General features: G+C 69.6%; 22 protein-coding genes. 6 read left to right on the top strand and 16 right to left on the bottom strand.

Annotated features, from left to right (window positions below):
- Positions 1–99: 99 nt before the first annotated feature.
- Together RCR19_RS41795 and RCR19_RS41790 are read left to right on the top strand one after the other, a co-directional pair.
- On the top strand, positions 100–1,122 hold the full coding sequence (locus RCR19_RS41795; RefSeq protein WP_331270316.1) for a LacI family DNA-binding transcriptional regulator: 1,023 nt from the start codon (positions 100–102) through the stop codon (positions 1,120–1,122).
- Positions 1,123–1,199: 77 nt separating this feature from the next.
- Entirely contained in the window at positions 1,200–1,589 is a 390-nt protein-coding gene (locus tag RCR19_RS41790; protein WP_331270315.1) for a TraR/DksA C4-type zinc finger protein, read from the top strand.
- A gap of 57 nt (positions 1,590–1,646) precedes the next feature.
- Here RCR19_RS41790 and RCR19_RS41785 read toward each other — a convergent pair whose 3' ends face one another.
- Together RCR19_RS41785 and RCR19_RS41780 are read right to left on the bottom strand one after the other, a co-directional pair.
- The gene (locus tag RCR19_RS41785) at positions 1,647–2,282 is read right to left on the bottom strand and encodes a TetR/AcrR family transcriptional regulator (protein WP_331270314.1); all 636 of its coding nucleotides are present in this window, start codon (positions 2,280–2,282) and stop codon (positions 1,647–1,649) included.
- Positions 2,283–2,432: 150 nt separating this feature from the next.
- Positions 2,433–3,212: an SDR family NAD(P)-dependent oxidoreductase gene (locus RCR19_RS41780; RefSeq protein ID WP_331270313.1), complete on the bottom strand. Its 780-nt coding sequence runs from the start codon at positions 3,210–3,212 to the stop codon at positions 2,433–2,435.
- A gap of 745 nt (positions 3,213–3,957) precedes the next feature.
- Between RCR19_RS41780 and RCR19_RS41775 the strand changes: the two genes are divergently transcribed.
- The gene (locus tag RCR19_RS41775; RefSeq protein WP_331270312.1) at positions 3,958–4,554 is read left to right on the top strand and encodes an SMI1/KNR4 family protein; all 597 of its coding nucleotides are present in this window, start codon (positions 3,958–3,960) and stop codon (positions 4,552–4,554) included.
- Positions 4,555–4,725: 171 nt separating this feature from the next.
- On the opposite strand, the gene RCR19_RS41770 is transcribed toward RCR19_RS41775, so the two are convergent.
- The 11 genes from RCR19_RS41770 to RCR19_RS41720 form a co-directional block, all read right to left on the bottom strand.
- A complete protein-coding gene (locus RCR19_RS41770; RefSeq protein ID WP_331270311.1) occupies positions 4,726–5,307 on the bottom strand; it encodes a hypothetical protein in 582 nt (193 codons plus the stop codon).
- A gap of 90 nt (positions 5,308–5,397) precedes the next feature.
- The gene (locus RCR19_RS41765) at positions 5,398–6,921 is read right to left on the bottom strand and encodes a hypothetical protein (RefSeq protein WP_331270310.1); all 1,524 of its coding nucleotides are present in this window, start codon (positions 6,919–6,921) and stop codon (positions 5,398–5,400) included.
- Between the two features lie 50 nt (positions 6,922–6,971).
- Positions 6,972–7,517: a DUF3558 family protein gene (locus tag RCR19_RS41760; protein ID WP_331270309.1), complete on the bottom strand. Its 546-nt coding sequence runs from the start codon at positions 7,515–7,517 to the stop codon at positions 6,972–6,974.
- Positions 7,518–7,533: 16 nt separating this feature from the next.
- Complete coding sequence (locus tag RCR19_RS41755) at positions 7,534–8,022, bottom strand: hypothetical protein (protein ID WP_331270308.1); 489 nt, start codon at positions 8,020–8,022, stop codon at positions 7,534–7,536.
- A 29-nt stretch (positions 8,023–8,051) separates the two neighbouring features.
- A complete protein-coding gene (locus RCR19_RS41750; protein ID WP_331270307.1) occupies positions 8,052–8,303 on the bottom strand; it encodes a hypothetical protein in 252 nt (83 codons plus the stop codon).
- A 47-nt stretch (positions 8,304–8,350) separates the two neighbouring features.
- On the bottom strand, positions 8,351–8,932 hold the full coding sequence (locus RCR19_RS41745) for a hypothetical protein (protein ID WP_331270306.1): 582 nt from the start codon (positions 8,930–8,932) through the stop codon (positions 8,351–8,353).
- A 128-nt stretch (positions 8,933–9,060) separates the two neighbouring features.
- Positions 9,061–11,796: a LuxR family transcriptional regulator gene (locus RCR19_RS41740; protein ID WP_331270305.1), complete on the bottom strand. Its 2,736-nt coding sequence runs from the start codon at positions 11,794–11,796 to the stop codon at positions 9,061–9,063.
- Between the two features lie 272 nt (positions 11,797–12,068).
- Positions 12,069–13,112, bottom strand: a complete 1,044-nt coding sequence (locus tag RCR19_RS41735; RefSeq protein WP_331270304.1) for an aldo/keto reductase — start codon at positions 13,110–13,112, stop codon at positions 12,069–12,071.
- 146 nt (positions 13,113–13,258) lie between these two features.
- On the bottom strand, positions 13,259–14,098 hold the full coding sequence (locus tag RCR19_RS41730) for an SDR family oxidoreductase (protein ID WP_331270303.1): 840 nt from the start codon (positions 14,096–14,098) through the stop codon (positions 13,259–13,261).
- Between the two features lie 514 nt (positions 14,099–14,612).
- On the bottom strand, positions 14,613–15,206 hold the full coding sequence (locus RCR19_RS41725; protein ID WP_331270302.1) for a TetR family transcriptional regulator: 594 nt from the start codon (positions 15,204–15,206) through the stop codon (positions 14,613–14,615).
- A gap of 232 nt (positions 15,207–15,438) precedes the next feature.
- A complete protein-coding gene (locus RCR19_RS41720; protein WP_331270301.1) occupies positions 15,439–16,422 on the bottom strand; it encodes an alpha/beta hydrolase in 984 nt (327 codons plus the stop codon).
- A gap of 425 nt (positions 16,423–16,847) precedes the next feature.
- Here RCR19_RS41720 and RCR19_RS41715 point away from each other — a divergent pair, with 425 nt between their 5' ends.
- Positions 16,848–18,800: a LamG-like jellyroll fold domain-containing protein gene (locus tag RCR19_RS41715; protein WP_331270300.1), complete on the top strand. Its 1,953-nt coding sequence runs from the start codon at positions 16,848–16,850 to the stop codon at positions 18,798–18,800.
- A gap of 170 nt (positions 18,801–18,970) precedes the next feature.
- Here the strand turns inward: RCR19_RS41715 and lpdA are convergent, their stop codons facing one another.
- Positions 18,971–20,383 carry a dihydrolipoyl dehydrogenase gene (lpdA, locus tag RCR19_RS41710; RefSeq protein WP_331270299.1) on the bottom strand — a complete coding sequence of 471 codons (1,413 nt, stop codon included), beginning with the start codon at positions 20,381–20,383 and terminating at the stop codon, positions 18,971–18,973.
- A gap of 478 nt (positions 20,384–20,861) precedes the next feature.
- Here lpdA and RCR19_RS41705 point away from each other — a divergent pair, with 478 nt between their 5' ends.
- Together RCR19_RS41705 and RCR19_RS41700 are read left to right on the top strand one after the other, a co-directional pair.
- The gene (locus RCR19_RS41705) at positions 20,862–21,656 is read left to right on the top strand and encodes an SGNH/GDSL hydrolase family protein (RefSeq protein WP_331270298.1); all 795 of its coding nucleotides are present in this window, start codon (positions 20,862–20,864) and stop codon (positions 21,654–21,656) included.
- A gap of 628 nt (positions 21,657–22,284) precedes the next feature.
- Positions 22,285–23,286, top strand: a complete 1,002-nt coding sequence (locus RCR19_RS41700) for a fatty acid desaturase (protein WP_331270297.1) — start codon at positions 22,285–22,287, stop codon at positions 23,284–23,286.
- Positions 23,287–23,441: 155 nt separating this feature from the next.
- Here RCR19_RS41700 and RCR19_RS41695 read toward each other — a convergent pair whose 3' ends face one another.
- Positions 23,442–23,684: a hypothetical protein gene (locus RCR19_RS41695; protein ID WP_331270296.1), complete on the bottom strand. Its 243-nt coding sequence runs from the start codon at positions 23,682–23,684 to the stop codon at positions 23,442–23,444.
- 712 nt (positions 23,685–24,396) lie between these two features.
- Positions 24,397–24,609, bottom strand: coding sequence for an acyl-CoA carboxylase epsilon subunit (locus tag RCR19_RS41690; RefSeq protein ID WP_331270295.1), 213 nt, complete (start codon positions 24,607–24,609; stop codon positions 24,397–24,399).
- Positions 24,610–24,616 lie beyond the last annotated feature (7 nt).

Here is a 24,616-nt window from a genome sequence, read left to right as displayed (position 1 = left end):
GGCATCATGGCGATTACATCGATGTAAATATGTCGGCGGGAACCGATCCGGCCCGCAACCGATTCGTGACGGTCGGTACGATCATGGGCAGGCGGAAGGATGAACAGCGTGGCGGCCAGACCCAGGATCAAGGACGTGGCGGAATACGCCGGTGTCTCCCCGAAGACCGTCTCCAACGTGATCAACAACTTCGAGCATGTCTCGGAACGAACCCGTGCCGCCGTCCAGGAGGCGATCGACGCCCTGGGCTACCGCGTCAACATCGCCGGACGCCAACTGCGGCAAGGCCGTACCGGCATGATCACCCTGGCTGTCCCCGAGCTGGACGTGGCCTACTTCGCCGAACTGGCCAAGCACGTCATGGACGAGGCCGCCGCCCGCGGCCGCACCGTGCTCCTCCATTCGACCGAGGCGGTGCGCGAACGAGAACTGGCCGCGCTGCAGGGCTTCGACGCCCAGTTCTCCGACGGCGTCATCCTCAGCCCGCTCGCCCTCAACCCACGCGACCTCGCCACGCGCGATCGACGACTGCCGGTGGTACTGCTCGGCGAGCGGCCCGCCGGGGGCAGCACGGACCACGTGGGCATCGACAATGTGCGTGCCGCACGCGAGGCCACGGAACATCTGCTGTCCAGGGGCCGGCGCCGTATCGCTGTCGTCGGCGGTGCCGTCCGCGGCCGCCAGGGCACCGACCGGCTGCGCACGGACGGCTACCGGGAGGCCCTCGGGGCCGCCGGAGTGCCCTTCGACGCCGACCTGGTGATCCCAGTCGGCGCCTACCACTGGCGGGACGGCGCTCGCGCGGCCGCCTCGCTGGTGGAACGCGGCCTTGGCCCCGACGCACTGTTGTGCCTGAACGACCACCTTGCGCTCGGCGCGCTGCGGGCACTGCACGAACACGGCCGTTCCGTCCCGGGTGACCTCGACGTCGTGGGCTTCGACGACATCGAGGCATCGCGCTTCAGCGTGCCCAGCCTGACCACGGTCGCCCCCGACAAGCGGGAGATCGCGCGGGCCGCGGTGTCCCTGCTGCTGGAGCGGATCGACGCCCCGGACGGCGCCGCCCTGCGCGACCATGTGGCCGGGCACCGGATCATCGTCCGGGAGAGCACGGGCGGCTGATCGTCAGGTCGTCGTGTATGCGGTATTCGTAGTCGGCTCTGTGGAATCCGGCCGGGGGCGAAGACGTTCCTACACATATGAGCGACAAGTTCCACAACGCCGCCGTCCCCGCGGTCGAGGGTGAGTCGTTCCGCGAGCTACTGGCCGCCGAACGTGCCGCGACGCTCGCGCAGATCGCGGCGCTGAGTCGAGAATTCGAGGGGATCGTCGCAGCGAACGCCTTCGTGGCCATCGACGACGAACACGACCCGGAAGGATCGAGCACGGCCTTCGAGCGGGCTCATGTCGCCTCCTTGCTGGACCGGGCCCGGAAGCATCTGACAGAGCTGGACCGGGCGTTGGAACGGCTGGAGCAAGGCGACTACGGAAAGTGCGTGAAGTGCGGTGAGCCGATTCCGAGGGAGCGGCTCGAAGTACGTCCGGCGTCGACCATGTGCGTGCGTTGCGCGGCCTCCGGCCCGCGCTGACACCCTGCACAAGCAGGTCCCGGCGCTGTCGGAGCGGGAGCCGGTTCGGACCACCGCTCAGGCGTCCTGGACGCCCGCGTCCTCTTCGCGCTCAGGGTCCCTGAAGAGGAGTTCGAAGACGGCTTCCAGTCGTCGGGCGAGATCGTCGCCCTCGGCCTGCAACAGCGCCGTGTCGCCGATGACCTTCCTCATCAGCCACACCCCGGCGATCAATGAAAGTGCCAGTCCGGCACGCTCGCGTGCTCCCGTTCCGGTGAGCAGTCCGGCCAGATGCCGCTCCACGTGGCGCTCGATTCCCTCCCGCATGATCTCCGCGCTCCTCCGATTGGGCGCGGACAGCAGCATCAACAGGAACGGATCGAGATGGTCCGCCTCGGGTGCCGTCCTGTCCACCAGCACTCTGGCGACATCACGGCTCAGCGTGCGCGGGTCGTCGGTGACGACGGTGCGCGGCGCGAAGGACTCCTCCACGGCCTCGGCGAAGAGCTCTTCCTTGGAACCGAAGTAGCGGTTGACCAGCATGGCGGTCACGCCGGCGGACTTCGCGATCTCGCGCACGCCCACACCGTCGTAGCCGAACCGGGTGAATGCCTCCACCGCGGATCGGAGGATCGCCTCGCGTGTCGCTTTGGCGTCCCGCGGTCGCTTGGCGGCCGGATCGGTGGACGGCGGCGCGGGAGGGTCCTCTTTCATGGCGGGCAGTCTAGTCGGGAGAACAGAATAAGTCTACGAGTGTAGACATGCGTCGGTACTCTTCCTGACCTCGATGGCGCCGGGGTGACCCCGTTGTGGGCACGGTTGCGTGGTGAAGGCCGTGCCGTCGCCGGCGGATGGGGGTGCGCGTCAGTTCACCGAGCGGATCGTGCCGCCGTCGACGCGGATGGTGGCACCGCTGATGTAGTCGGCGTACGGACTGGCGAGGTATGCGACGGCACCCGCGATCTCCTCCGGGCGGCCGAAGCGACCGATGTCGTTGGGCACGAAGTCGCGTGCGGCGTTGCGCTCGATCTCCTCCCACGACTCCCCCCAGCCGTGATCCGGAGCGATCCCGGTCAACAACCGCTCCACGGCGTCGACGAGGATCGCTCCGGGGGCGACCACGTTCGAGGTCACTCCGGTGTCCTTCAGTTCCCGCGCGAGGGAGACGGCCAGGTTGTGACGCGCCGCGAGTGACGCGTTGTAGTGGGGCTGCATGGCGATCGGCTGCGATGCGAGCCCACCGCCGATCTGGATCACCCGGCCCCAGCCGCGCCCGCGCATCCCGGGTACCAACCGCTGGATCATGCGCACGCCCGAGACCACGTTCACCTCGTATGTGCGAACCCAGGTATCGGCGGTGGCGTCGGTCCATCCGATGTGGTCGTACGCCCCGGCGTTGTTGACCAGGATGTCGGTCTCTCCGGCGGTGGCGGCCACGGCGTCGGCTCCCTCGTCCGTGGTGAGGTCGCCGATGGCCACGGCGACAGCGCCGACCTCCTCCGCCACCTTTCGTGTGCGGGCCTCGTCGCGCCCGTGGACGACGACGTCCGCACCCTCGGCGGCGAGCAGCCGCGCGATCGCCTCGCCGAGCCCCGAGCTGGAACCGGTCACCAGAGCCCGGCGGCCCTCCAGGTTCACGTCCATCGCACTGTCCTTCCAGGTTTGTATACGACTGTAGACTTCGAGCTAAGTCTACACCCGTAAACATGTGGGTGGATGGCATCACTGCCGGTCCGCACCCAGGCGGCGAGCGGAATCGCATCCGCTTGGACGATTCGAAGACGGACGCTTGCCGTCGATGCGGAAGGTCACCTCGGAGTCCGGCGGGACGTGCGCCGTAGCTCGATTCACCGGCCGCGCTCGACGGCGCCGCCGATCATTCCGGGCTTGGTCGGCGATGCGGCCCACGCCAAGACACCGGATCGGGAACAGGGGGCGTGGACATCGATTCTCGGCGCGGGGGCCCTGCCCCGGGCCGTCGCCGAGAACAGCCCGGCTGAACGGCCCACCCCTCTGAGCGCCTACGACTCCGAACACCGCCGCAACGCCCGACGAGTCTCCTTCGACTCAAGGAATATGCACCGCTTCATGACCGGCCGATCCGCGCTGGATCGGTCAAAACGCTCTTTAAGGGCGTTGATGCGGTCGATCGCCGGCGGAGGGCCGTGGCCCACTCTGCGCCCCTGCCAATTCCCCTGGCCCCCAGCTCACGCCTGGCGGCTGCCCGGCCGCCGGGTGACTCCGTGCTCTCGGCCCGGCTAGGGTCGGGCCGCGCGAAAGTGCGCCGACGTGAGGACACAGGCCTCCGGCGCGGCAAGCCGGCTGGTACGCCGATGGCGTGCGGTGCCGACGAGTAGTTCCGAATTTCGAGCGAGGCGGTGCAGCCGGAGTGTCCGAGATCGAAGAAGTGCGGGCGGCCTGGGGGTGGATTGCACGCTGGATCACGGCCAACGCCCCGTCCACGGCGCAGGCGCTGCGTGGTCCGGCGACGGACGAGGACATTGCGGGCCTGCGCGACGCGCTGGGATTCGAGGTGCCCGACGTGCTCGAGGCGCTGCTGCGGACGAACAACGGCAGCGGCGCGAAGGACACTACGCGGACCCTTCCCAGCGGACGGGTGGTGCCGGTCAGGCACCTGGATTCGGCGATCTTCCCGTTCGGCAAGGTGCTCCTTGGATGCGAGGAGATCGTCGAGACGCACGCCCAGCTGCTGGACGTGGCACAGGAGGCCGAGGGCTACTGGGAACCCCACTTGATCCCGGTCATTTGGGACTTTGAACGCGCCTACTACGGCTATGCCCTGGATGCCTCCGGATCTTCCGGATTCCGTGTGCTGCACTATGCCGAGGTAAGTCCGAATGAAACCGATCCGACGACTTCCCTGGGCGAGCTGTTGAGGTCGTTCGCCGACGGAATGGACCGCGGCAACTGGGATGTTCAGCGCCCGCAGGTGGAGAACGGGTCTCTCCGGTGGCGCGAGGAGTGACATCGGTGTGGGGCCGCCCCGGGAGGGCGGCCCCACGGGGCGGTCAGTTGCGGCCATCGGGTACGTGAGTCCGCCGTGAGCGTCGAGCCGCTCACGGCGGGGCCTTCGGCATCGCAGGGCCCTGGCCCGCCTACGCCCGGCGGAGGCGGGCCGGCGACCGGACAGGGCGAGTCACCCGCGGGCACACCCGGCGTCGAACGCCCCCTCGTCGATGTGCCGCATGGCGAAGGCGGGTGGCGCGGACGGCTGTCGGGAGGACTCCCATGAACCGTCGGCGTCGAGGAACTCGACCTTCGCGCGCATCCGGATGACGTCGCCGCTCCAGTCGCCGTCCAGCTTCTCGATGTTCACATCACCCTTGCTCCGTGGGAGGTAGGGGTTGAGCGTGAAGCGGCTGCCGCGCCAGTTGTGCACGTCACCCGCGAGGTCGCCTTTGGTGTTCCTGCCGGCTCCGCACACCTTGATTCGCCCGGTCATGTCGCAGGCCATGGAACAGTTCTCGTCATAGCGCATCTGCAGCAGTATCCGTCTGCTGTCGGTGTCCGAATAGGCGATACGGCCTTCCCAGTAGCCGGTGAGCCGGGGCTGCCCGGGCAGCGGATAGGCCCAGGGGATGAGTGTCATGCGGGCCACCAGCAGGGCCACTGCCATGGCGGCCAGTACGGCGATGGTCGTGAGACCCCGGCGCCGGTGTCGTGGTCTGCGGCCGGCACCGCTGCGGATCCCGTACGGTTCTGTCGTGTCCGTGGTCATGATGTGTCCCCCGTATGCGGTGAAGTGTCAGGCCGGGGAGGCCCATGTCCGGGCCCGTCCCGAGGATTCCGCCCGTCCTGCCACCGGAGTTCAGCTCGAGCCGACGCACAGCGGGACGTTCGGAAGGGTCTGGGAAGCGCTGAAGTACGGCTTCAGGCTTTCGCTCTCGGTTTCGATCTTCGCGCCCGCCGGAAGTAGTTTCCGGAGTGCCTTGAGTACCTCCGACGACACCGTGAGGCCGAACCCCGCACCGGCCTTGGCATCCAGCCGCGCCGATCTGCACCGGGCGAGCGGAGAGCCGAGTGCGGAGCCGTTGGCCACGCCCGTGTCCATGACGAACTTGGCATAGGGTCCGGCGAAGGCGGCGGGAATGCCCAGGCCGAGCTGGAACTTGGCCTCGACCGCGGCGGCGACGCCGCTGACGCCGACGGAGACCCCGCCGATCGAGTCCATGATGGGCTTCACCACGGTCAGCCGGGGTGTCACCAACTTGCCGTCCACGATGCCGAGTGGGCCGTCGAGCCGCCATGTCCCCCCGGCCGTCACCGTGGTGTTCTTGCCGCTGAGCGCGGTGCCCACGACGAACTTCCAGGTGTTGCTGTACATCAGCGGCTCGCCAGGCAGCACGGGGACGGTCAGTTCGACGGGGACCTCCACCCGGATCTTCTTGTTGTCGTCCGCGCCGTTTGCGGCACCGGCGGAGATGTCGATCGAGAAGCCGTCGACTCCCTCGACCACGAAGGTGGATCCGGATCCCATCCTGCCGTTCGATATCGAGACGTCGGACCGGACGCGGAGGTCGCTGGTGTGCAGCGAGAAGTCGATGAAGGCCTTGAGCCCGTCGCCTGCCTCGTGACCGATCTTCAGTCCAAGTTCCCCGGGCGAGGACTCCGGCTGCACCTCCCACCCTCCGTGGCTCCAGGTGACGCTGTTCTCCCGGGCCGGTGGCAGCCGATCCGCGTCGGCAGAGACGAACCGGGGCCTGCCCAGGGAGACGACCGCACCGGCGTTTCGGGTCAGGGCCGCCGGCCGCGCCGTGACGGCTGCCGTACTCGCCGAAGGGGCGGCCGAGTGGGCGGCGCCCGCCGGGACGGACACGGCTCCCGGCCGATCGGGTACCTCCTGGTACAGGGTGGCGCTCGGGTCGATCTTCCGGTCGGTGTGGAAGTGTGCGTCGCGGAAGACCTCGGTGAGCGATACCGGCGCCAGTGTCACGGCGAGATCGCCGCCCTCCGGCCGAATCCGGACGACCCGTCCGACCGCCCTGCTGGTGACGTACATGACCTTTCCGACCTCGACGTCGGACGCACCGGCGGCCTGCCCGTCGATCGTCCAGGTCAGCCCGTCCGGACTGGCGGACCGGATCGCACCCGCTCCGCCCTCGACGAGGACCACGTCGGACTGATAGGTCACCGACCGGACCTCGACAGGTCCGGCTCCGTAGGTGAGGGCGGCTGCTGTGGTGTCTCCACCCTCGGGCCTGCTTCCGTCGGCTGCCGAGGTCTCACGAGCGTGTCCTGTGGTACCGCCGGCCGATGTGCAGCCGGCCAGCATCACGAGGAGGAGAAGGGCTCCGGCCGCGGCGCCGAGCCGTCCTGTCAGATGGTCGTGCATGGACCAAGCTCCTTGATGGCATGCGGTGCTCGCACCGTCCGGAACTCCGCTCACATGCGCGCCGCTACCTGGCGTGCCAGGTTCTGCAGCGGCTCGCGGTTGACCGCGGGGTCGTTGAGCCGGACCAGCCGGATCGCCACCCACGTCGTGGCCTTGCGGAAGAAGACCGCGTTGTCCTCGGCGTAACCTTCCTCGCCGACGCCGGTGACCGGCGTGAACTTGTGGTTCAGCTTGCGGTCGATGTCGTAGTACTTCTTGGCTCCGTCGCCGAGGTAGATCTCGACCTGGGCCAACGGTCCGGTGACCGGTCCGGTGTACATGCAGCTGGGGCTGGTCTCGGGACCCTCGACACCTGCGTCGAGCGGGGTCTTCGCGAGGGCTTCTGCGTCCTTCTTCGGCAGGAGTTCGCACGCCTTCACACCGGCCTCCGCCGGGGCGGCCGGGGCCGTGCCCGGACTCGGCGGTGCGGCTTCACCCGGGGATGCGGGTGCGGTCTTGGTCGCGGTGACCGTGACGGCGGGTGCCGGGGCGGCCTCGTCGGCACACCCGGTCACCGTGGCCAGGAGCAGAGATACGGCGATCGCCGTGCGGCGCATGACGGGTCGTCCTCTCTCAGATCCGGTCGCGGAGCAGACCGACCAGCTTGACGGCGGTCGACCGGTCGTCGTCGCCCCCCGCGCCGGTGACGACCTGGACCTGGCAGTCGCGGTCACCCGCGGCGAAGCGCGCGACACCGCCGCTGAGGAAGCGGATTCCGTCGGGTCCCGGTTCGCTGCTGACGCCGGGTTCGTCCTTGATCTGCCCCGAAGCGGCCGTGCCCGGCCCGCCGACGCTGACCGTGACCGAGTGGTAGGTGTCCGGGTTCTCCCATCCGCACACGCTGTCTCCCACCCCCGAGGTGGGCCGGCCGCCGTCGTTCTTGCCGATGATCGGCGTGACCTCCCCGGGCTCGAGCAGGGTGCAGGCGTCGACCGTCGCGCCCTGCTTTGTGTCGCCCGCCGTGGTCGCGGCGGCGGAGGCCCGGCCGCCGGAAGTCTTGTCGCCGGCGGCCGACGTCGCCGACGACGAGTCGCATGCCGAGGCCGCCAGGGCCAAGGACACGATCAAGAAGGTTGTCAGGGTCGTGCGCTTCACTTCTGTTCCCCCCATGGATGAAGCCAGACTGCTGGGTTGATGCGATCGGCGGGCCAGCCGACCTCGGCCATGGCCGCGGCGACGACATCGGCGTCCGGGCCCTCGACGAGCGCCAGAACGACCTCGTCGGCAGGCAGCTGCACCGCGGCGATCAGGTGTACCGCGGCGGCGACGGGCAGCGGCGGTTGCCACGCGCTTCCGCGACCGGAGTCGTCGTAGCGTTCCACCGCGAAGAGTCGCCTGGTCACAGGATCGACGCTAGGCCGATCGGGTCGCTGTCGAATCAGGTGTTTCCCTATGTATTGCCGCGCGTCCGGCCGCGGACCAGACCGGCCAGCCGGACCAGGGTCGACCGCTCGGGCTTGCCACGCGAGCCCGAGATCACCTCGATCACGCACGAACGGTCGGCCGCCACGAAGTGCGCCCGCAGGCCGGTGTCGAAGGGGTCGAAACGGATCCCGTCGGGCCCGGGTTCGTTGAACTCGGAGTCGGACGCGAAGGACGCGGCCGAACCGGACGGACCGAGAAGGACGGTCATCCCGGGACCTCCGGCCGAAGTCAGCCACATGCACGCGTTCTTGGAGACGGGGGAGGGACGCCCGCCGTCGTTCTCTTCGATGACCGGGGTGACTTCGCCGGGCTTGAGCACACCGCACGGGTCCGCGTCCGCGCCTCGGGCCGCCGCACCGCCGGCGGTACCGGTGGGGGTCGGGGTGGGGACGGGGGACCGGTCGCCGGAGGCCAGGGCCGCCGGGTTCGAGGCGGCGGCCGAGGGCTTGTCGGCGGGCCCCGGGGTGGCCGGTGCCGATGAGTCGCAGGCGGAGGCCGCGAGGGCCACCGACACGATGAGGACTGCTGTCAGGGATCGGCGTTTCACTTCTGGTTCCCCCATGGATAGCGCCGTCACAGGAGGCCGCGGCGCGGATCCGTCACCGCGTCGTGCGGGCCGCCTGGTCATGGCATCGACGCTAGGGCGATCGGATCGCCGGGGAATCGGGTGTTTCCCTACGGATTGACCCCGCCCCGCCGTGCCATGGCCCCGCCGAGTTCGGCGCGGCTGGAGATCCCGAGCTTCTGGTAGACCCGCGCCAGATTCGCCTCGACGGTCTTCGGGCTGATGAACAACGCGTCCGCGATGGCCCGGTTGGTCTGCCCCTGGGCGGCCAGCGCGGCCACGCGCTCCTCGGTGGGGCTCAACTCCGCCGAGGCCGGCGCACGGCCCCCGATCCGGGCGAGTTCGGCCCTGGCGCGTCGCTCGAAGGCCATCGCGCCGATCGCGCCGAACTCGGCGGCCGCCCCGTCGAGCGCGACACGCGCGGCACGTCTGCGCTTGGCCCGTCGGTGGACCACCCCCGCGACCAGCAGGCAGCGCGCGCGATCCAGCGGAAGCACGTGCGGGGAGACCGAAGCCCTCATCTCCTCCAGCCTGGCGACCGCCTCGCTGGCGTCGTCCCCCTGTGCCGCGGCCAGCAGGGCCCGGCTGCGCGCGAGGCCCAGCGTCGTCCACGGGCGGGGCAACCGTTCATGCCGTTCGGCGAGCCGATCGAGTACGCGGCGGGCGGTCTCAAGGTCGCCGACGGCGGCGCACGCCTCGATCCAGTCCGGCTCGAAGCGTTGTGACAGCGGCTCGACCAGGCCCGTCGCGTCCGCCTCTGCGGCCAGGGCCCGATAGGCCTCCGCGGCGTCGCCGGCACGGCCGTCGGACAGGGCGGTGAACGCGGTCAGGGCGAGATGGATGCGACGCGCCCATGGGTCGTCGACGGCCTCGGCGCGTCGCAGCCCCGCTTCCGCCACCTTCCGGGCGCGCTCCACGTCGCCGCGGTGTGCGTCGAGCAGACCGACCAGCCAGGTCTCGCCCACGAGTCCGGTGCCGAGTTGTTCGCCGAGATCCCGGGCGGCGGCGATCGTGCGGGCCGCGGCCTCGTATTGCCCGGCGACCAGTTCGGTCTCGCCCAGGTGTGTCAGCAGCTCGTGCTGCCCCGGTTCGTCGCCGAACGCGGTGGCCCGGTCGAGCATGTCGTTGAGACGGCTCCTGGCCTTGTCGTGTTCGTCGACGGATCTCCACCAGATCGCGGGGATGGTGCCGCCCAGCCAGGAGGGGCGTTCTCCCTCCAGCGCGAGAGCGCGGTTCAGCAGCTCCAGCCTGGGGGCGTGCCCGCCGCGGATCTCGTTGAAGAACAGTTGCAGCAACGACCCCGACAGCAGCTCGGCGTCCTCCGGTGAGGTGTCGGCAAGCAGCTTGCAGGCATCGTCCGCGTGGCGCCGGGCGAGTTCGGGTGAGTCGTGGAACAGGCTCAGATAGGCGTGGATGCGACCGGCCAGCGGTGAGGCGTCCGGTGCCGCGGCCAGCGCCCGTTCGGCCGTTCGGGCGGCGACCGAGAGCGGTTCGTCGGCGCTCCAGGCCACTTCCGCGCGCAGGAGTAACGCCTCCGCCTTCCGGTCGCCACCGCGTGCCTCGGCGACCAGGGTCGCCGCCTTCGCGGCGGCGCGGTAGTCGCCGCTGTCGTAGTGACAGCGGGCGGCCGCCAGCCGACGGCGGCACTGGTCTCCCGTGGACTGCGAAGGTGTCAGTCGTGCGGACTGCTCGTACAGGGCGGCGGCGATCTGCGGGGCGCCCCGGCGTCGCTGCCGTTCCGCCGAGGCCGCGAGTTCGGCGGCGACCGTGGCGTCCGGTGCCACCACGCACAGCGCGAGCTGACGGGCACGCTCGTCCGGGTCCGCGACGACGTCCGCCAAGCGGCGGTGCAGTCGGCGACGGAGTCCCGCCGGCATGTCCGCACGGACCGCGGCGGCGTAGAGCGGGTGAGTGAAGTGCACCGTGCTTCCGGCAAGGGTCAGCAGGCGGGCGTCCTCCGCCTCGTCGAAGGCGCTGAGCTCGACCCCGGCGGCCTGCAGATCACGCAGATTCGCCACGGACAGCAGGGCCGCCAGCCGAATGGCGTCCCGGCCGGCCGGCGGCAGTGCGCTCACGGTGTCGGCCAGCACCCGGGTCATCGTGGCGGGGAAGGGCAGGTCCTCGCCGGGGGAGGGCAGCCTGGGCAGTCGCCGGACCGCGCGGGCCAACTCCATCGCCAGCAGCGGGTTTCCACCGGAGTCCCGGGTTATGCGGGCCAGCAACGGGCGGCTGAGCGTGACGTCCAGACGATCCCGCAGCACGTGGTGCAGTGCCCCGACGCCGAGCGGCTCCACTTCGATCCGGCGCATGCGTCCCGGCAGACGATCCAGCTCCAACGGTGTCCCTGCGGTGGCGTCGCTGCGTGCGCTGACCAGGATCGCCGGGCCCGGAACCCGCCGCAACGCATACCTCAACGCCCGTTCGCTGGCCGGGTCCAGCCAAGGGGCATCGTCCACGGCCACCACGACCCGGCGGTCCGACGCCGCGGCACTGTCCAGCAGGGACCGTGTCGCGGCGGCCAGTGCCCGCTCGTCCACATCCGTGCCGGCGTTCGCGGTGAGCAGTGCCGCCTCGGCCGCCGCCCGCTGGGGACCCGGCAGGTCGGCCACCTGTCGGGCGAGGGGTCGCAGCAGGTCGGCCAGGGCCGCCAGCGCCAGCGATGATTCCGACTCCGCAGGAGCGCACGTCAGGACCAGCCAGTCCTCTTGACGTGCCCTGTCCACCAGTTCGCGCCAGATGGCACTCTTGCCTATCCCGGCCGGCCCTGCGAGTAGCACGGGATCACCCTGGACGAGCGACTCCCACGCCTGTTCCAGCACGGCGTCCCGACCGAACACCAAAGCCACGATCCCAGCATAGTGTTCGGCGTCCTTGAGGAGGGCGCCACCCCGGTGCTCGGAGACAGGTCCGAGACGCGGGCTGCCTCGGGGCGACCGTGCGGGCCGCAGTCATGTCCCTGAGGGGACAGTCGTCGACCGTGCCCGCGTAACAGGGGGGCGCGTGGCAGCCGGTGGTGGTCCGATGCTGCGCGACCCGTCCTGCGTCGGGGGGCCGCTCCCACGCGTTGAGGGGGTCGACGACGATGCGTTCCACCGTGGTGCGGGATCGAGTGGTTCCCTCAAGCACTCAACCCGTTGATCGTCGTTGCGCCCTGCTGCGCCGGAACGCCGAAGTCACGCAGGAAGGGCACCGGGAAGTTCAGATCCGGGACGGTCAACCCGTCGAGCTCGGCCAGCTCGCCCGGAGTCAGTGCGACCTCGAGCGAGGCGAGGTTCGCGGCCAGTTGGCCGACCGTACGCGCTCCTACGATGGTCGACGTCACCGGCTGTTGCTGTTGCACCCACGCCAGTGCCACCGCGGCGACCGTGGTGTCATGTGTTGCGGCGATCCGGCCGAGCGCGTCGAGCAGTGACCAGGTTCGCTCGTTGAGGTGCCGGCCGACGAACATCCCGCGTCCGGACCCGGCCGGGTTGGGGTTCTCCCGGGTGTACTTGCCGGTCAGGACCCCGTTGGCCAGCGGACTCCACGGCATCACGCCCAGTCCCAGTTCCCGTGCGGCCCCGAAGAGTTCGCCCTCCGATGTGCGCTCCAGGAGGCTGTATTCGACCTGGATGGCGGCGATCGGGGTCCAGCCGCGCCATTCGGCCAGGGTGGCCATGCGCGCCACGGCCCAGGCCGGGGTGTCGGACAGGCCGACGTAGCGCACCTTCCCCTCGCGCACCAGATCGTCCAACGTGGAGATGGTCTCCTCGAGCGGGGTGTGCCGGTCCCAGTTGTGCTGCCAGTACAGGTCGAGGTAGTCGGTGCCGAGCCGGGCCAACGACTCGTCGACGTGCCGCCGGATCGCCTTGCGACCCGTGCCGCCGTTGTTCGGATCGTCCGCGTCCATGGTCAGCGCGAACTTGGTCGCGATCACCAGCCGGTCCCGCAGACCGGGGTGCTTGCCGAGGTAGGTGCCGATGACACGCTCGGATGCGCCGTCCATGTAGCGGTTGGCCGTGTCGATGAAGTTGCCGCCCGCGTCCAGGTAGCGGTCGAGGATCTCGACCGAGGTGGGCTCGTCGGCGCCCCAGGACGGGTCGCCGAAGGTCATCGTGCCCAGGGCGAGCGGGCTGACGCGGAGGCCGGTGCGGCCGAGCGTACGGAAGTCGGTGAGGTTCATCTGTTGATCTCCAGAACGTGGTCAGTCGTGCGGGGAGCGATATGTGGGCGGGCGGCCCGGGTCGGGCACTCGGGGAACATGTCGTCGGCTGGTGGGACGGAGTCGCGGCGGGACGTGGGCCGCACCTGTGCGTAGCCCGGGCGTGCTCATGCCGGGAAGTCGGTCGAGGCGGCCAGGGCGCCACCGGCCTCGACTTCGCGAAGACGGCCCGACAGTGCGGCACGGACGGCTTGGTAGGCGTCGCTTCCGAGGACCAGTCGGCGCGGGGCGGGCCGAGTCGACGCGGATGCGATGATCGCGGCGGCGACCCGCGCCGGATCGCCTGGCGCAGCGCCCGTCAGGTTCCCGCCCGACCCCTCGATGAACTGGCGGACCTGGCCGACCGGGGTGCCGGCGTAAGCGGGGTCCGCCTCGGCGATCGACAGCGCGGCCCCGAACCCGGTCCGTACGCTGCCCGGTTCGACCATCGTGATGCCGATGCCGAACGGTGCGACCTCACCGATGATCGACTCGAGGAAGCCCTCGACGCCCCACTTCGAGGCGTGGTACATGCTGGCACCCGGACTGCTGATCTGCGCGCCCATCGTGGAGGTCTGGATGATCCGCCCGCCGCCCTGGGCCCGCAGATGCGGCAGCACCGCCCGTACGAGCTGGATCGGGCCGGTCATATTGACCGCGACCTGCTCGGCGATCGCCTCGTCGGTGAGCTCCTCGGCCGCCCCGACCGCGCCGCGGCCGGCATTGGAGAACACCACGTCGATCCGGCCCAGCTCCTCGAACGCCCGAGTGACGACCGCGCGTATCGCCGCGGTGTCGGTCATGTCCAGGTCCGCGGTCCAGACCGCCCCCGGGTACGACCTCCGCACGTCCTCGAGGCGCGCGGCGTCCCGGGCCGTCGCCGCCACACGGTGCCCCGCCGCCAGGAGCTGTTCGGTCACCGCGCGTCCTATCCCGGCGGACGCTCCCGTCACCAACCACTGAGTCATCTCGACCTCTTCGTTTTCAATCCAACTGGATGGTTGGAAGCTAGCGAAGGGTGAGCGCGAAAGTCAACCATCCAGTTGGTTGTATGGTGACACCGCGTCGTTCTGCAGGACCAGCACGTCCTCGGTGGACGGGAGAGCCGCCCGGGTGTCCGTCACGCGTCTCGCGCCCCGCACCAGGGCGGCCGGCCCGACCGCGGTGATCCGCAGTGGGATCGCCGGCGCCGGCAGGCTGCTCAGGCGTACTCGGACCGCAAGCTCTTCGACGTGCCTTCGCTTGCGGTGTCCCGCGGCATTGACCGGGGGTGCGGTCGAATGCCCTGGAGCGGGGTTGGGCGCCGACCCGAATGGGCGGGCCGGGGGCACCGGACGACATCAGCCAGGCACCTGCGACCCAGGCGTGGCCGGTCGCATCGGACGGGCGCGCGGCCGACGCGACGGGCGAGTGGTTCTGTCACCGCCGGCCGAGGCGGACCGCCCCGGTCGCGCGATGTCGAGGCTCAGGAGAGCTGTTCGACTACTGCGCGGTGTCGGCCGGGGTCCCGCTGCCGCCCAGCGACTGACAGATGGCTCCGACGGCGGCGATCACCACCGCTCGGTGGGCGGCCTGGCGCTCGACGGGATCCTCGCCCCCGACGGCCCGCAGGCCTTCGGGAACCCCGGTCCACGCCGTGCTGATCGCCACCACGACCTCGAGCACGTCGATGGCCGTCCGGTCGTCCGGCAGGCCCAACGCCGTGCGCAACGCGACCGCCTTCTCCAGATGGGAGTCGATCTCGCCCGGAGTGGCGTCGTCGCGTTCGAGCCCACGCCAGCGGGTCAGGCGCAGCAGATCCGGATTGGCGTTGAGGGCGTCGAAGAGTGCGCCCGCGTAGCCCGGCAGATCGTCGGGCGTGTACGGCGCGGTGTCGGCGAGCACGCTGAGCCGGTCGCTCAGCACCGCGTCGAAGAGGTTGTCCTTGGACCCGAAGTAGGCATAGATGGCCTGCTTGTTGGCCGACGCCGCGGCCGCGATCCGGTCGACACGGGCGCCGGCCAGCCCGCGCTCGGAGAACTCGTGATAGGCCGCGTCAAGAAGGCGGGCACGAGTGGCTGCGGAGTCGTACGGCATCCACCCACCCTAACAATCCAACCGGATGGTTGCCACGGGCGGTCATGCGGTGTGCAAGGGTCCACCGCCGGACCGGTCCGGGCGCCTCCCCGGACCGGGTATCGCTGCCTGATGATCGTCCTGCGGGCTCCCGGAGCGTGCGGATCAAGGCTCCGGTGTGTCGGCGATCGGTGCCGGACGGGCTCGCCGACCGGACGAAGGCGTTCCTGTCCGAGCGGCACGCCTGTGTGTGTCAGACGGGCAGTGCGGCGAGCCAGTCGGTCAGGAGCCGGTTGACCTCCGCGGCGCGTTCCTGCTGGATCCAGTGCCCGCAGTCGTCGAGGAGATGGGAGTCGACAAGGCCGGGCAGCGTGACCGGGTACGCCTTGATCGCGTCAGCCAGCCATGTCGTCGAGGCGTCCAGGCCGCCGCCGATGAACAGGGACGGCTGGGTGATGGGGGCGCCGTCGAAATCGGCTAGATCCTCCCAGTCGCGGTCCATGTTGCGGTAGCGGGCGAGCGCTCCGGTCATGCCGGTGCGTTCGAACTCCCCGGCGTAGACGTCGAGCTCCTCGTCACTGAGCCAGGCGGGCTGCCGGCCGACGGGGAACCGGTCGCGCAGCGTGCCGCCCTTCCTCCCGACGAAGTGCGGGTCGGGGGCGCCGGGCGCGGGCATGGTGTCGGCGGAAAGGGCCGCGTAGAAGCCCGCGAGCCAGCCGCGTACATCGGGCTCCATCTCGGCCTCGGCGCGGCCCGGCTCCTGGAAGTACGAGACGTAGAACTCCTCGTCGCCCCCCATCCGGGCGAACAGCTCGCTTGGGCGAGGTCCACCGCGCGGGGTGTAGGGGACGCTCAGCAGTCCCACTGCGCGGAAGACCTCGGGCCGCAGGAGCGCCGAGTTCGCGGCGATGGTGGCGCCCCAGTCGTGGCCGATGACCACGGCGGACTCCTCGCCCAGGGCGTGCACTACGGCGACGTTGTCCTCCACCAGGTCGAGCATCCGGTACGCGTCGGTCGCGGTCGGCTTGGAGGAGCGGCCGTAGCCGCGTACATCGATGGCGACCGCGCGGTATCCCGCGGCGGCGAGCACCGGCAGCTGGTGGCGCCAGGAGTACCAGGACTCCGGGAAACCGTGGACGAGCAGGACCAGCGGCCCGGTGCCCTGCTCCACGAGGTGGATCCGGCCTCCCGGCGAGGGGATCAGCCGGTGTGCGGTCTCCGCGACGTGCCGCGACATGTGACTCCTTCAGGTCCGTCTGTCTGCTGGGTGCCCGGATGGTCCGACGTGCGGCCGATCCGGGGGCTCGACACCGATCATGCGGAGGTCGCCGCGCCGACGACGAGTGCGTTTGCCGATTCGGCAAGCGAGTCCCCTGGGTGGTGGACCCGCAGGGCGGGGTGTCCGCTTCGGGGCGCGGCGGCCGTGAAGCCGCTGCCGTTCCGCGCTACATCGTTTTCCGTCGCAACCGGTTGCCGGTCGGGCCTCGACTCCTGCTGGTCACTGTCCGCTCATCGGGAGATCGGCATCCCTTCATGACTTGGCTGGGCCTTTCAGTCCTGGACAGACACCTGATCTTCGTTCGTCATCCTGCGGCTGCCCAGCTTGCAGCGCTTCTGACTAGCGTCGTTCCTGTTTGAACTATCAACCCGGGAAGGGCCCCTATGTCCATTCACGGTGACACTCCGTCCCAGGAGTCGACCGGACACAGCCGTCGAGGTTTTCTGCGCAACGCGGCATTGGCCGGTGCGGGAGCGGCAACGGTGGGAACCGGCGCGTCCGTTCTCGGCGGAACCCCCGCGTTCGCCGCCGACGCCGCCAAGAGCGGCAAGACCGGGACGTGGAGACCGGATCCGACCGCCCTCCAGTTCACCCTCGCGGTCATGCCTGACACCCAGTTCCTGTACTGGGGGAGCCAGGACAGCGTCAACCGGACGCCGCAGGAGGAGTCGTTCCGCTACATCATCGACAACAGCGGGAACCCCGACAACAACATCGTGTTCATGGCGCACCTCGGTGACATGACCCAGGACGCCGACCCGTTGTCGTTCAAGCAGGTCGACAAGGCCTTCGCCCTTCTGGACGCGCACGGTGCCGCGTACAGCGTGCTGGCCGGCAACCACGACGTCAGCGGCGACGACAGCCGTGGTGACACGCCGTACCTGCAGACCATGGGTCCGCAGCGCTTCAAGCGTTCCAAGACGTTCGCCGGGTCCGACCCGACCGGCTACAACACCGCGCACATCTTCCAGGCGGCCGGGCACTCGTGGCTGGTGCTGGCCATGGACTGGCGGACCACCGACCAGGGCTTCGCGTGGGCGAACGACGTCATCAAGGCCCACCCGAAGATGCCGGTGATCCTCACGACGCACGACCTCGTCTACTCGAACTACGATGACAACGTTTTCCCGTACGAGTCCGGCGACCCGGAGAACAACGCCGTGCTCTCCGGCTACGGTGAGACGGTCTGGGACAAGCTGATCAACGACAATGACCAGATCTTCCTGACCCTCAACGGTCACTACTGGCCGCCCGCGCGTACGACCAAGAAGAACGCCGCCGGCAACGACGTCCACATGCACATCACGAACTACCAGAACCGGTACTTCGGTGGTGGCGGCATGATCCGGCTGTACCACTTCGATCTCACCCGGAACACGATCGACGTCGAGACGATCAACCCGTGGATCCTGGCGCAGGACCCCGAGTCCCGCACCGAGCTGGCCGCCGAGCACGCCCGTATCACCGGCCCGGTCGACAACTTCTCGATGCCGATCGACTTCGAGAAGCGGTTCTCGAGCTTCATCCCGGTGCCGGTCCGGCCCGCTCGTCCGGCCGCCCGGGAGCTGGTCAAGGGCACGATGGCGTACTGGCGTTTCGACGGGCAGGGCGCTCCCGGCACCGCGCTCACCGCGGGCCAGACGATCCACGACCTGTCCGGCAAGGGCAACGACCTGACGGTGGTGACCCTGCCGGGCACGGCCGCCGACGCCCTGACCTGGTCCGCCGACCACCACCCCGACCAGCCGGCCCACGCCAGCCTGAAGTTCGTCGGTGGACGCAACCCGCTCCACGGCACGTACCTGACCACCGGCGCGAAGGCTCCGCTGAACGCCGAGACGTTCAAGTCCGGGTACACCATCGAGACGTTCGTGATGATGCCGCTGGACTGGGACGCGGGCAACAACGGCTGGGCGGCGATACTCAGCCGCCGTGGTTCGGCCGGCGACGCTGGCAAGCACGGCAAGAACACCGACCCGAACGAGCCCCTGGTCCAGTTCGCCATCTCGAACAACGGGCGTGAGCCGCAGTTCAACCACTACCCGCTGAACGACACCTACCCGACGACCAACTGGGGTCACGGCCTGGTCGAGCTCAAGTGGTGGCACCTCGCCGTCGTCAACGACGGCCGCTACACGAAGCTGTACGTCGAGGGCGCCCCGGTCGTCGACAACCCGAACCGCGAGTCGATCGGCCTCACCTCGCTCGGACTGCCCTGGCTGGTGGGCGGCCACGAGAGCGCGGGCGCCGTCGACATCGTCTTCCACGGCAACGTCGGTGACATCCGCATCGTCAACCGCGCCCTCTCCACGAAGGAGTTCCTGACCCACAAGTAAGGCGGTCCGTCCCGTCCCCGGCGCACCGCCGGGGACGGGACGCTCGCCAGGAGGGTCACGGTCCCGGTGCGGGCCCGACGACGGAGCCGTTGCCTTGCCGGCTCGGGGGCAGCGGCTCCGTGCCGTCGGTGAGCGCGAACGGCGGTGCGTCCGCCCGGTCGTTCCCCCGGCTAGAAGTTGATCATGTGGCCGGCCAGGCCGTGCACCGCCTCCTTGACCGCTTCGCCGAGGGTCGGATGGGCGTGGACGTTACGGGCCACCTCGTGCACGGTCAGATCCCACTGCTGGGCCAGAGTCAGTTCGGGCAGCAGTTCGGTGACGTCCGGACCGATGAGGTGGCCGCCGATCAGTTCACCGTACTTGGCGTCGCTGATCAGCTTGACGAAGCCGGTCGGGTCGCCCAGGCCGTGCGCCTTGCCATTGGCGCTGAAGGGGAACTTGGCGACCTTCACGTCGTAACCCTGCTCGCGGGCCTGGGCCTCGGTGTAGCCGAAGCTGGCGATCTGCGGCTGGCAGTAGGTGGCGCGCGGGATCATCACATAGTTCAGCTCCATGGTCTCCGCGTCCGCGATGGTCTCGGCCGCGACCACGCCCATGGCCTCGGCGGCGTGCGCGAGCATGAGCTTGGCGGTGACGTCTCCGATGGCGAAGATGTGGGGGACGGACGTCCGGCAGCGGCCGTCGACGTCGATCGCTCCACGCTCGGTGACCCGCACGCCGGTGTTCTCAAGGCCGTAGCCGGTGAGGTTGGGCGCGAAGCCGATCGCCTGAAGCACCTTGTCGGCCTCCAGGACCTGCTGGGAGCCGTCCTTGGCGGTGACCGTGACGCGCACCTGCGGACCGGACTCGTCGATGGCGTCGACGCGGGTGGAGGGGAGCACATCGATGCCCAGCTTGCGGTACTGGCGCGCCAGTTCGGCGGAGACCTCGACGTCCTCCAGCGGCGCGATCCGGTCCAGGAACTCGACCACGGTCACCTTCACACCGTAGTTGTGCAGGACGTAGGCGAACTCGATGCCGATGGCACCGGCCCCCGCGATGACGATGGACCGCGGCAGGTCCTCGGCGAGGATCTGCTCCTCGTATGTCACCACGCGTTCGCTGCGTCGAGTGCCGGGCAGCAACTTGGGCGTGGCGCCCGTCGCGATGATGCAGTGGTCGAAGCGGACGGTGCGGGAAGAGCCGTCGTTGCCCGCCACCTGGAGGGTGTGCGGGTCGAGGAAGGTGCCACGGCCGTCGATCTCCGTGATCTGGTTCTTCTTCATCAGGTAGTGCACCCCCTTGATCCGCCCGTCGGCGACCCGGCGGCTGCGCCGGTACGCCTCGCCGTAGTCGAACGAGACCTGGCCGTCGACCCTGATGCCGAACGTCTTCGCCTCGTGGGTGAAGACGTGTGCCAGTTCGGCGTTGCGGAGCAAGGCCTTCGAGGGGATGCAGCCCACGTTCAGGCAGACGCCGCCCCAGTACTTCTCCTCGACGACGGCGACGCGTTTGCCCAGTTGGGCAGCGCGGATCGCGGCCACGTATCCACCGACGCCCGCACCGAGTACAACGACGTCGAAGTGCTCGTCCCGCACGTTCATAAGGGTTCCTTCCCGTATCTGCCCTTGTGGGTGCACAGCGGATTCTTTCGCACCGTCGCAGCCTCCGCCGCCTCGGCACCCGGCGCACCGGCGTGGCGGGGGCGAGGCGTTTGTGCGGTGGCGGCCCGTCGGACCATCGCGCGCGACGGAGGGGCGCGCCCAACGGCGGATGAGGAACGGTCCTGGGTGACCTGGAGGGGGCCCTTCGGTGTCGGCAAGGCCTGTTCGTCGGCACGTGTCCGATGCGTGGTCGCTGATTGACGGAACGTCAGTTTCCAGTCAATTTCCAGTCGCCGCCGACAGGTTTGAGTGCTGCTCACAGCCGCAACCATGACCTTTTCTGCGGTCTGTTCCAATGCCGCTCGCTGATGGCATGAACGGGACATCTACGCGGGAAGAATCTTTGACATGGACACTTCCCTTGGGTGGTTGCCTGTTGTACCAAATGAGGGCCAGCTTTCCCGCTCAGGGAGGTCATGTGAGACGCATCAAGTCGCTTTCGGCCCTTGCCACGCTGAGCCTCGCGCTGATGTTCAGCCTGGTGATGACCGGTCCGGCAGAAGCCGCCGGACCCGCGTACGTTGCGCTGGGGGACTCGTACTCAGCAGGCAACGGCGCCGGAAACTACGACAGTTCGAGCGGTAACTGCCACCGCAGCTTCAGCGCCTACCCCTATCTGTGGAAGAACGCCCACGCCCCCTCCTCGTTCGCCGACACCTCCTGCTCCGGTGCGGTCACCACCGATGTGACGAACGGCCAGCTCGGCCCCCTGAACTCCGCCACCGGACTCGTCTCCCTCACCATCGGCGGCAATGACGCGGGCTTCTCCGATGTCATGACCACCTGCGTGGCCGGTTCGGACACCGACTGCGTCAACCGGGTCAGCCAGGCCGAGAGCTACGCCCAGAACACGCTCCCCGCCCGTCTGGACGCCACCTACAACGCGATCCGCGCCAAAGCACCCAACGCCAAGGTGGTCGTCCTCGGCTATCCGCGCATGTACACCCTGAACGTCTTCTGCGTCGGCCTCAGTGACACCAAGCACCGCAAGATCGACGAGGCCGCGGACGTCCTCGACAACGTCATCGCCGCCAGGGCGGCCGCCCACGGCTTCGTCTTCGGCGACGTGCGCGGGGCATTCACCGGCCACGAGCTCTGCTCCGGGAACGGCTGGCTGCACTCCCTGGTCGTCTCGCCGAGCTGGGAGTCCTACCACCCCACCGCCACCGGTCACTCGAGCGGCTACTACCCGGTCTTCAACGCCAACAGTTGATCCGTCTCACATGACAGGCCTCTGTCCGCCAGGTGAGGCGGGCAGAGGCCGTGGCGCAGATCCACCAGATGCCGCCCCGACACGGTTGATGCGGCGTGACTCCGCCACTCGGCTCGACCTCGGACCCGGGCCCCACGTTCCCGGCTTGACGGTTCCCTCCTGAAAATCGTGCCGCGTCAGTCGATGGCCGAGCGTCTCTTTCGCGGTGCGGACGTGGAGTTCGAACTCGCAGTCATCTCGGGGTGGTTCGATTCGAGCTTGCGGATGGTCCGGTTGAGGACATCGCGCACGGATGGAGTCGAAGGTGGAGCCGGCCTTGGCGGCACGGGTGCTCAGCCGCAGGGCCCACGTGATTCCCGGCCGGGCATGAGGAGGACCGCCGGCCCGAATGCCGGACGGTGTCCGGTGGCGCATCGGGAACGCCCGGCCGCCCGCCTGCCAGGTGTGCCGAAGGTAATTCGGTCTCGCGACGTTCACACCCCGGACACCGGCGACGACCTGCGCGGATGCCGGCCGGTGGGATCCTCTGCCGTGGGCCGGCGAATGGGCTCTCGAGCGCGCACAGGTGCGCATGATCCCGCCGTTCCGGCACCCTGTCCGAATCGGCTCGAGCAACGGCGAGGAATCGATGACCCCGAGCGACGCTGACCGCGCTGAACAGGCCGTCGCCGAACGCGACGCCGAGACCGCGGCCGAGGTCAAACCTCTGCTCGACGCCCCGCAGACGGCCGCGGCGGGGGTGGCGATGTGGATCTTCGTCGTCGGCCCGCCGATCTGCCTGATCGCCGTGGTGCCGTTCGTGTGGGGCTGGGGCCTGTCCGCGCTGGACATCGGCATGGCGGTGGTTGCCTACCTCGTCTCCGGCTTCGGCCTCACGGTCGGTTATCACCGTCTCTTCACGCATCGCTCGTTCAAGGCACGGCGAGGACTGCGGATCGCCCTGGCCGTCGCCGGTTCGCTGGGCGTCGAAGGTTCGCCGGTCCAGTGGGTGGCCAACCACCGCCGCCACCACGCCTTCTCCGACCGGGAGGGCGACCCGCACTCGCCCTGGCGCTACGGGACCGACACCCGCGCGCTGCTCAAGGGGCTTCTGCACGCGCACATCGGGTGGATGCTGAAGCGCGAGCTGAGCAATCGCGCCAGGTTCGCGCCCGACATCGCCGCCGATCCCGACCTGCGGCTCGTCGGTCGGCTCTTCGGGCCGCTGACCGTCTTCTCACTGCTGTTCCCGGCGCTGGTCGGCGGGCTTGTCACCGGCACCTGGACCGGTGCGCTGACCGGGTTCTTCTGGGCCGGCGTGATCCGGATGGCGCTGCTGCACCACGTCACGTGGTCGGTGAACTCGGTCTGCCATGTCGCGGGCAAGCGCCCGTTCCTCAGCCGGGACAAGGCCACCAACTTCTGGCCGCTCGCGCTGCTGTCCTTCGGCGAGAGCTGGCACAACTCACATCACGCCGACCCCACGGGCGCGCGCCACGGCGTCCTGCCGGGCCAGCTCGACCCGTCGGCACGCCTCATCTGGGTATTCGAGAAGCTGCGCTGGGTCCACGACGTGCGCTGGCCGAGCGCGGACCGTATCGGCGCCCGACTGCTTCCCGAAGCGGCCGACCCGCGCCGGCCCGCGGTCTGACATCCCTGCGGGCGGCAGGGGCGGCACTCGACGACCCGTAGGGGCTTCCGCTCTCGGGGGGATTCGGATGGACCGACCCCATCGGTTTGCCCACGATGGGGCGGTCCCTGCCCCGTTGGGTGGTGTGAAGCCGGCCCTCCGCGCCTGCACGGTGCTCAGGCCCGGCAGTCACCGCTGAACACGGAGATCAGGATTCTCTTCGGTGGGCCATTGCCCACGCGGACGTCGAGCGGGAGGCAGAAGCGGCCGTCGCCGTGGACGAAGAAGCCGCCGACATAGACCGTGTCCGCGTCCGGGCACGCGCTGAAGGTCACCTCAGCGGTGGGCGAGTAGCCCTCTTCCTGGCCATAGCCCAAGCCGACGCGCTGCCGCGCCTCGGGCGCCACAGAGACCGTCACCACCGAGCCTCGCTCGAGCTCAGCGCCGATCTTGTAGTGCCAGCCGCCCGCCGTACGTCCTCCGAAGTCCGTCGGTCGGCCATCCTTCCATCCCTTGAGGCCGGGCCACCGCAAGGGCCCCACGGCGACATCGGCCCTGTCGAGTGGCGGTCGCGAAGGGAGTCGGCCATAGGCCTCTCCCGCACCGCACCGAACGAGACGGGAGGGGGCGGCGGTGCTCGCGGGCAGACGCGAATGGGCAGGCACCTGAGCATCGGGCCCCTGGCTGCTGGGGGAGCCGGACTCCGGTGCCCCGCCGGAGATACAGCCCCCCGACAACGCAACTGCCAGCGCCACCAATGCCGATACTCGCGCTGTCCTGACCATGATGAGCTTCCCCCCCAAGGACACGTCGAGTACCGGCAGTCCGCCGTCGAATGAGGTTCGCCCGGGCTCTACCGCGCCGGCGACCGACCGGTTCGGTGATGCCCCCGAGGCGGGCGGCGGAGGTACTCAAGGCCAGCTACAGGTATGCCTGTGCCACTGTCAAGCCCGGTGGAGACGGGTCGGACTGCGCGGGCGGTGTGTCCGTGGGGCACGCCGACGACGCCGATCAGGGATCGGCTCGATGTGCGGTCCGCCGCCGAGCAGTCGAGCCCGGGTCCGGCGCCGTGGTCGGCTGACGTCGACCTTCCACCGCCTTCAGGCGGCGGCAGCGGAAGTCGTGAACCCCTCAGCGGGGCCAGTACGTGCTGCGCCATGCCATGGCGGAGGGCCGAGGAAGGCCGGGCCGGCAGATGGTGCGTCTGCGGTCCGCCCACAGGTCGTGTGAGGCCGTCGCGCCGGGCGGTGGTGTGGTTGCCGCCGCGGCGCGGGCTCGGACGACCGCGAGTGCGGCGGCGAGCTCCTCGGGGGTGGGGTTGCCCCGTACGACTTTGATCGTCATGTCGTGT

The sequence above is a fragment of the Streptomyces sp. WAC07094 genome, assembly GCF_036320405.1.
In the GTDB taxonomy this organism is placed as follows: Bacteria; Actinomycetota; Actinomycetes; order Streptomycetales; family Streptomycetaceae; genus Streptomyces; species Streptomyces lannensis.
This window is presented reverse-complemented; position numbering and strand designations above follow the sequence as displayed.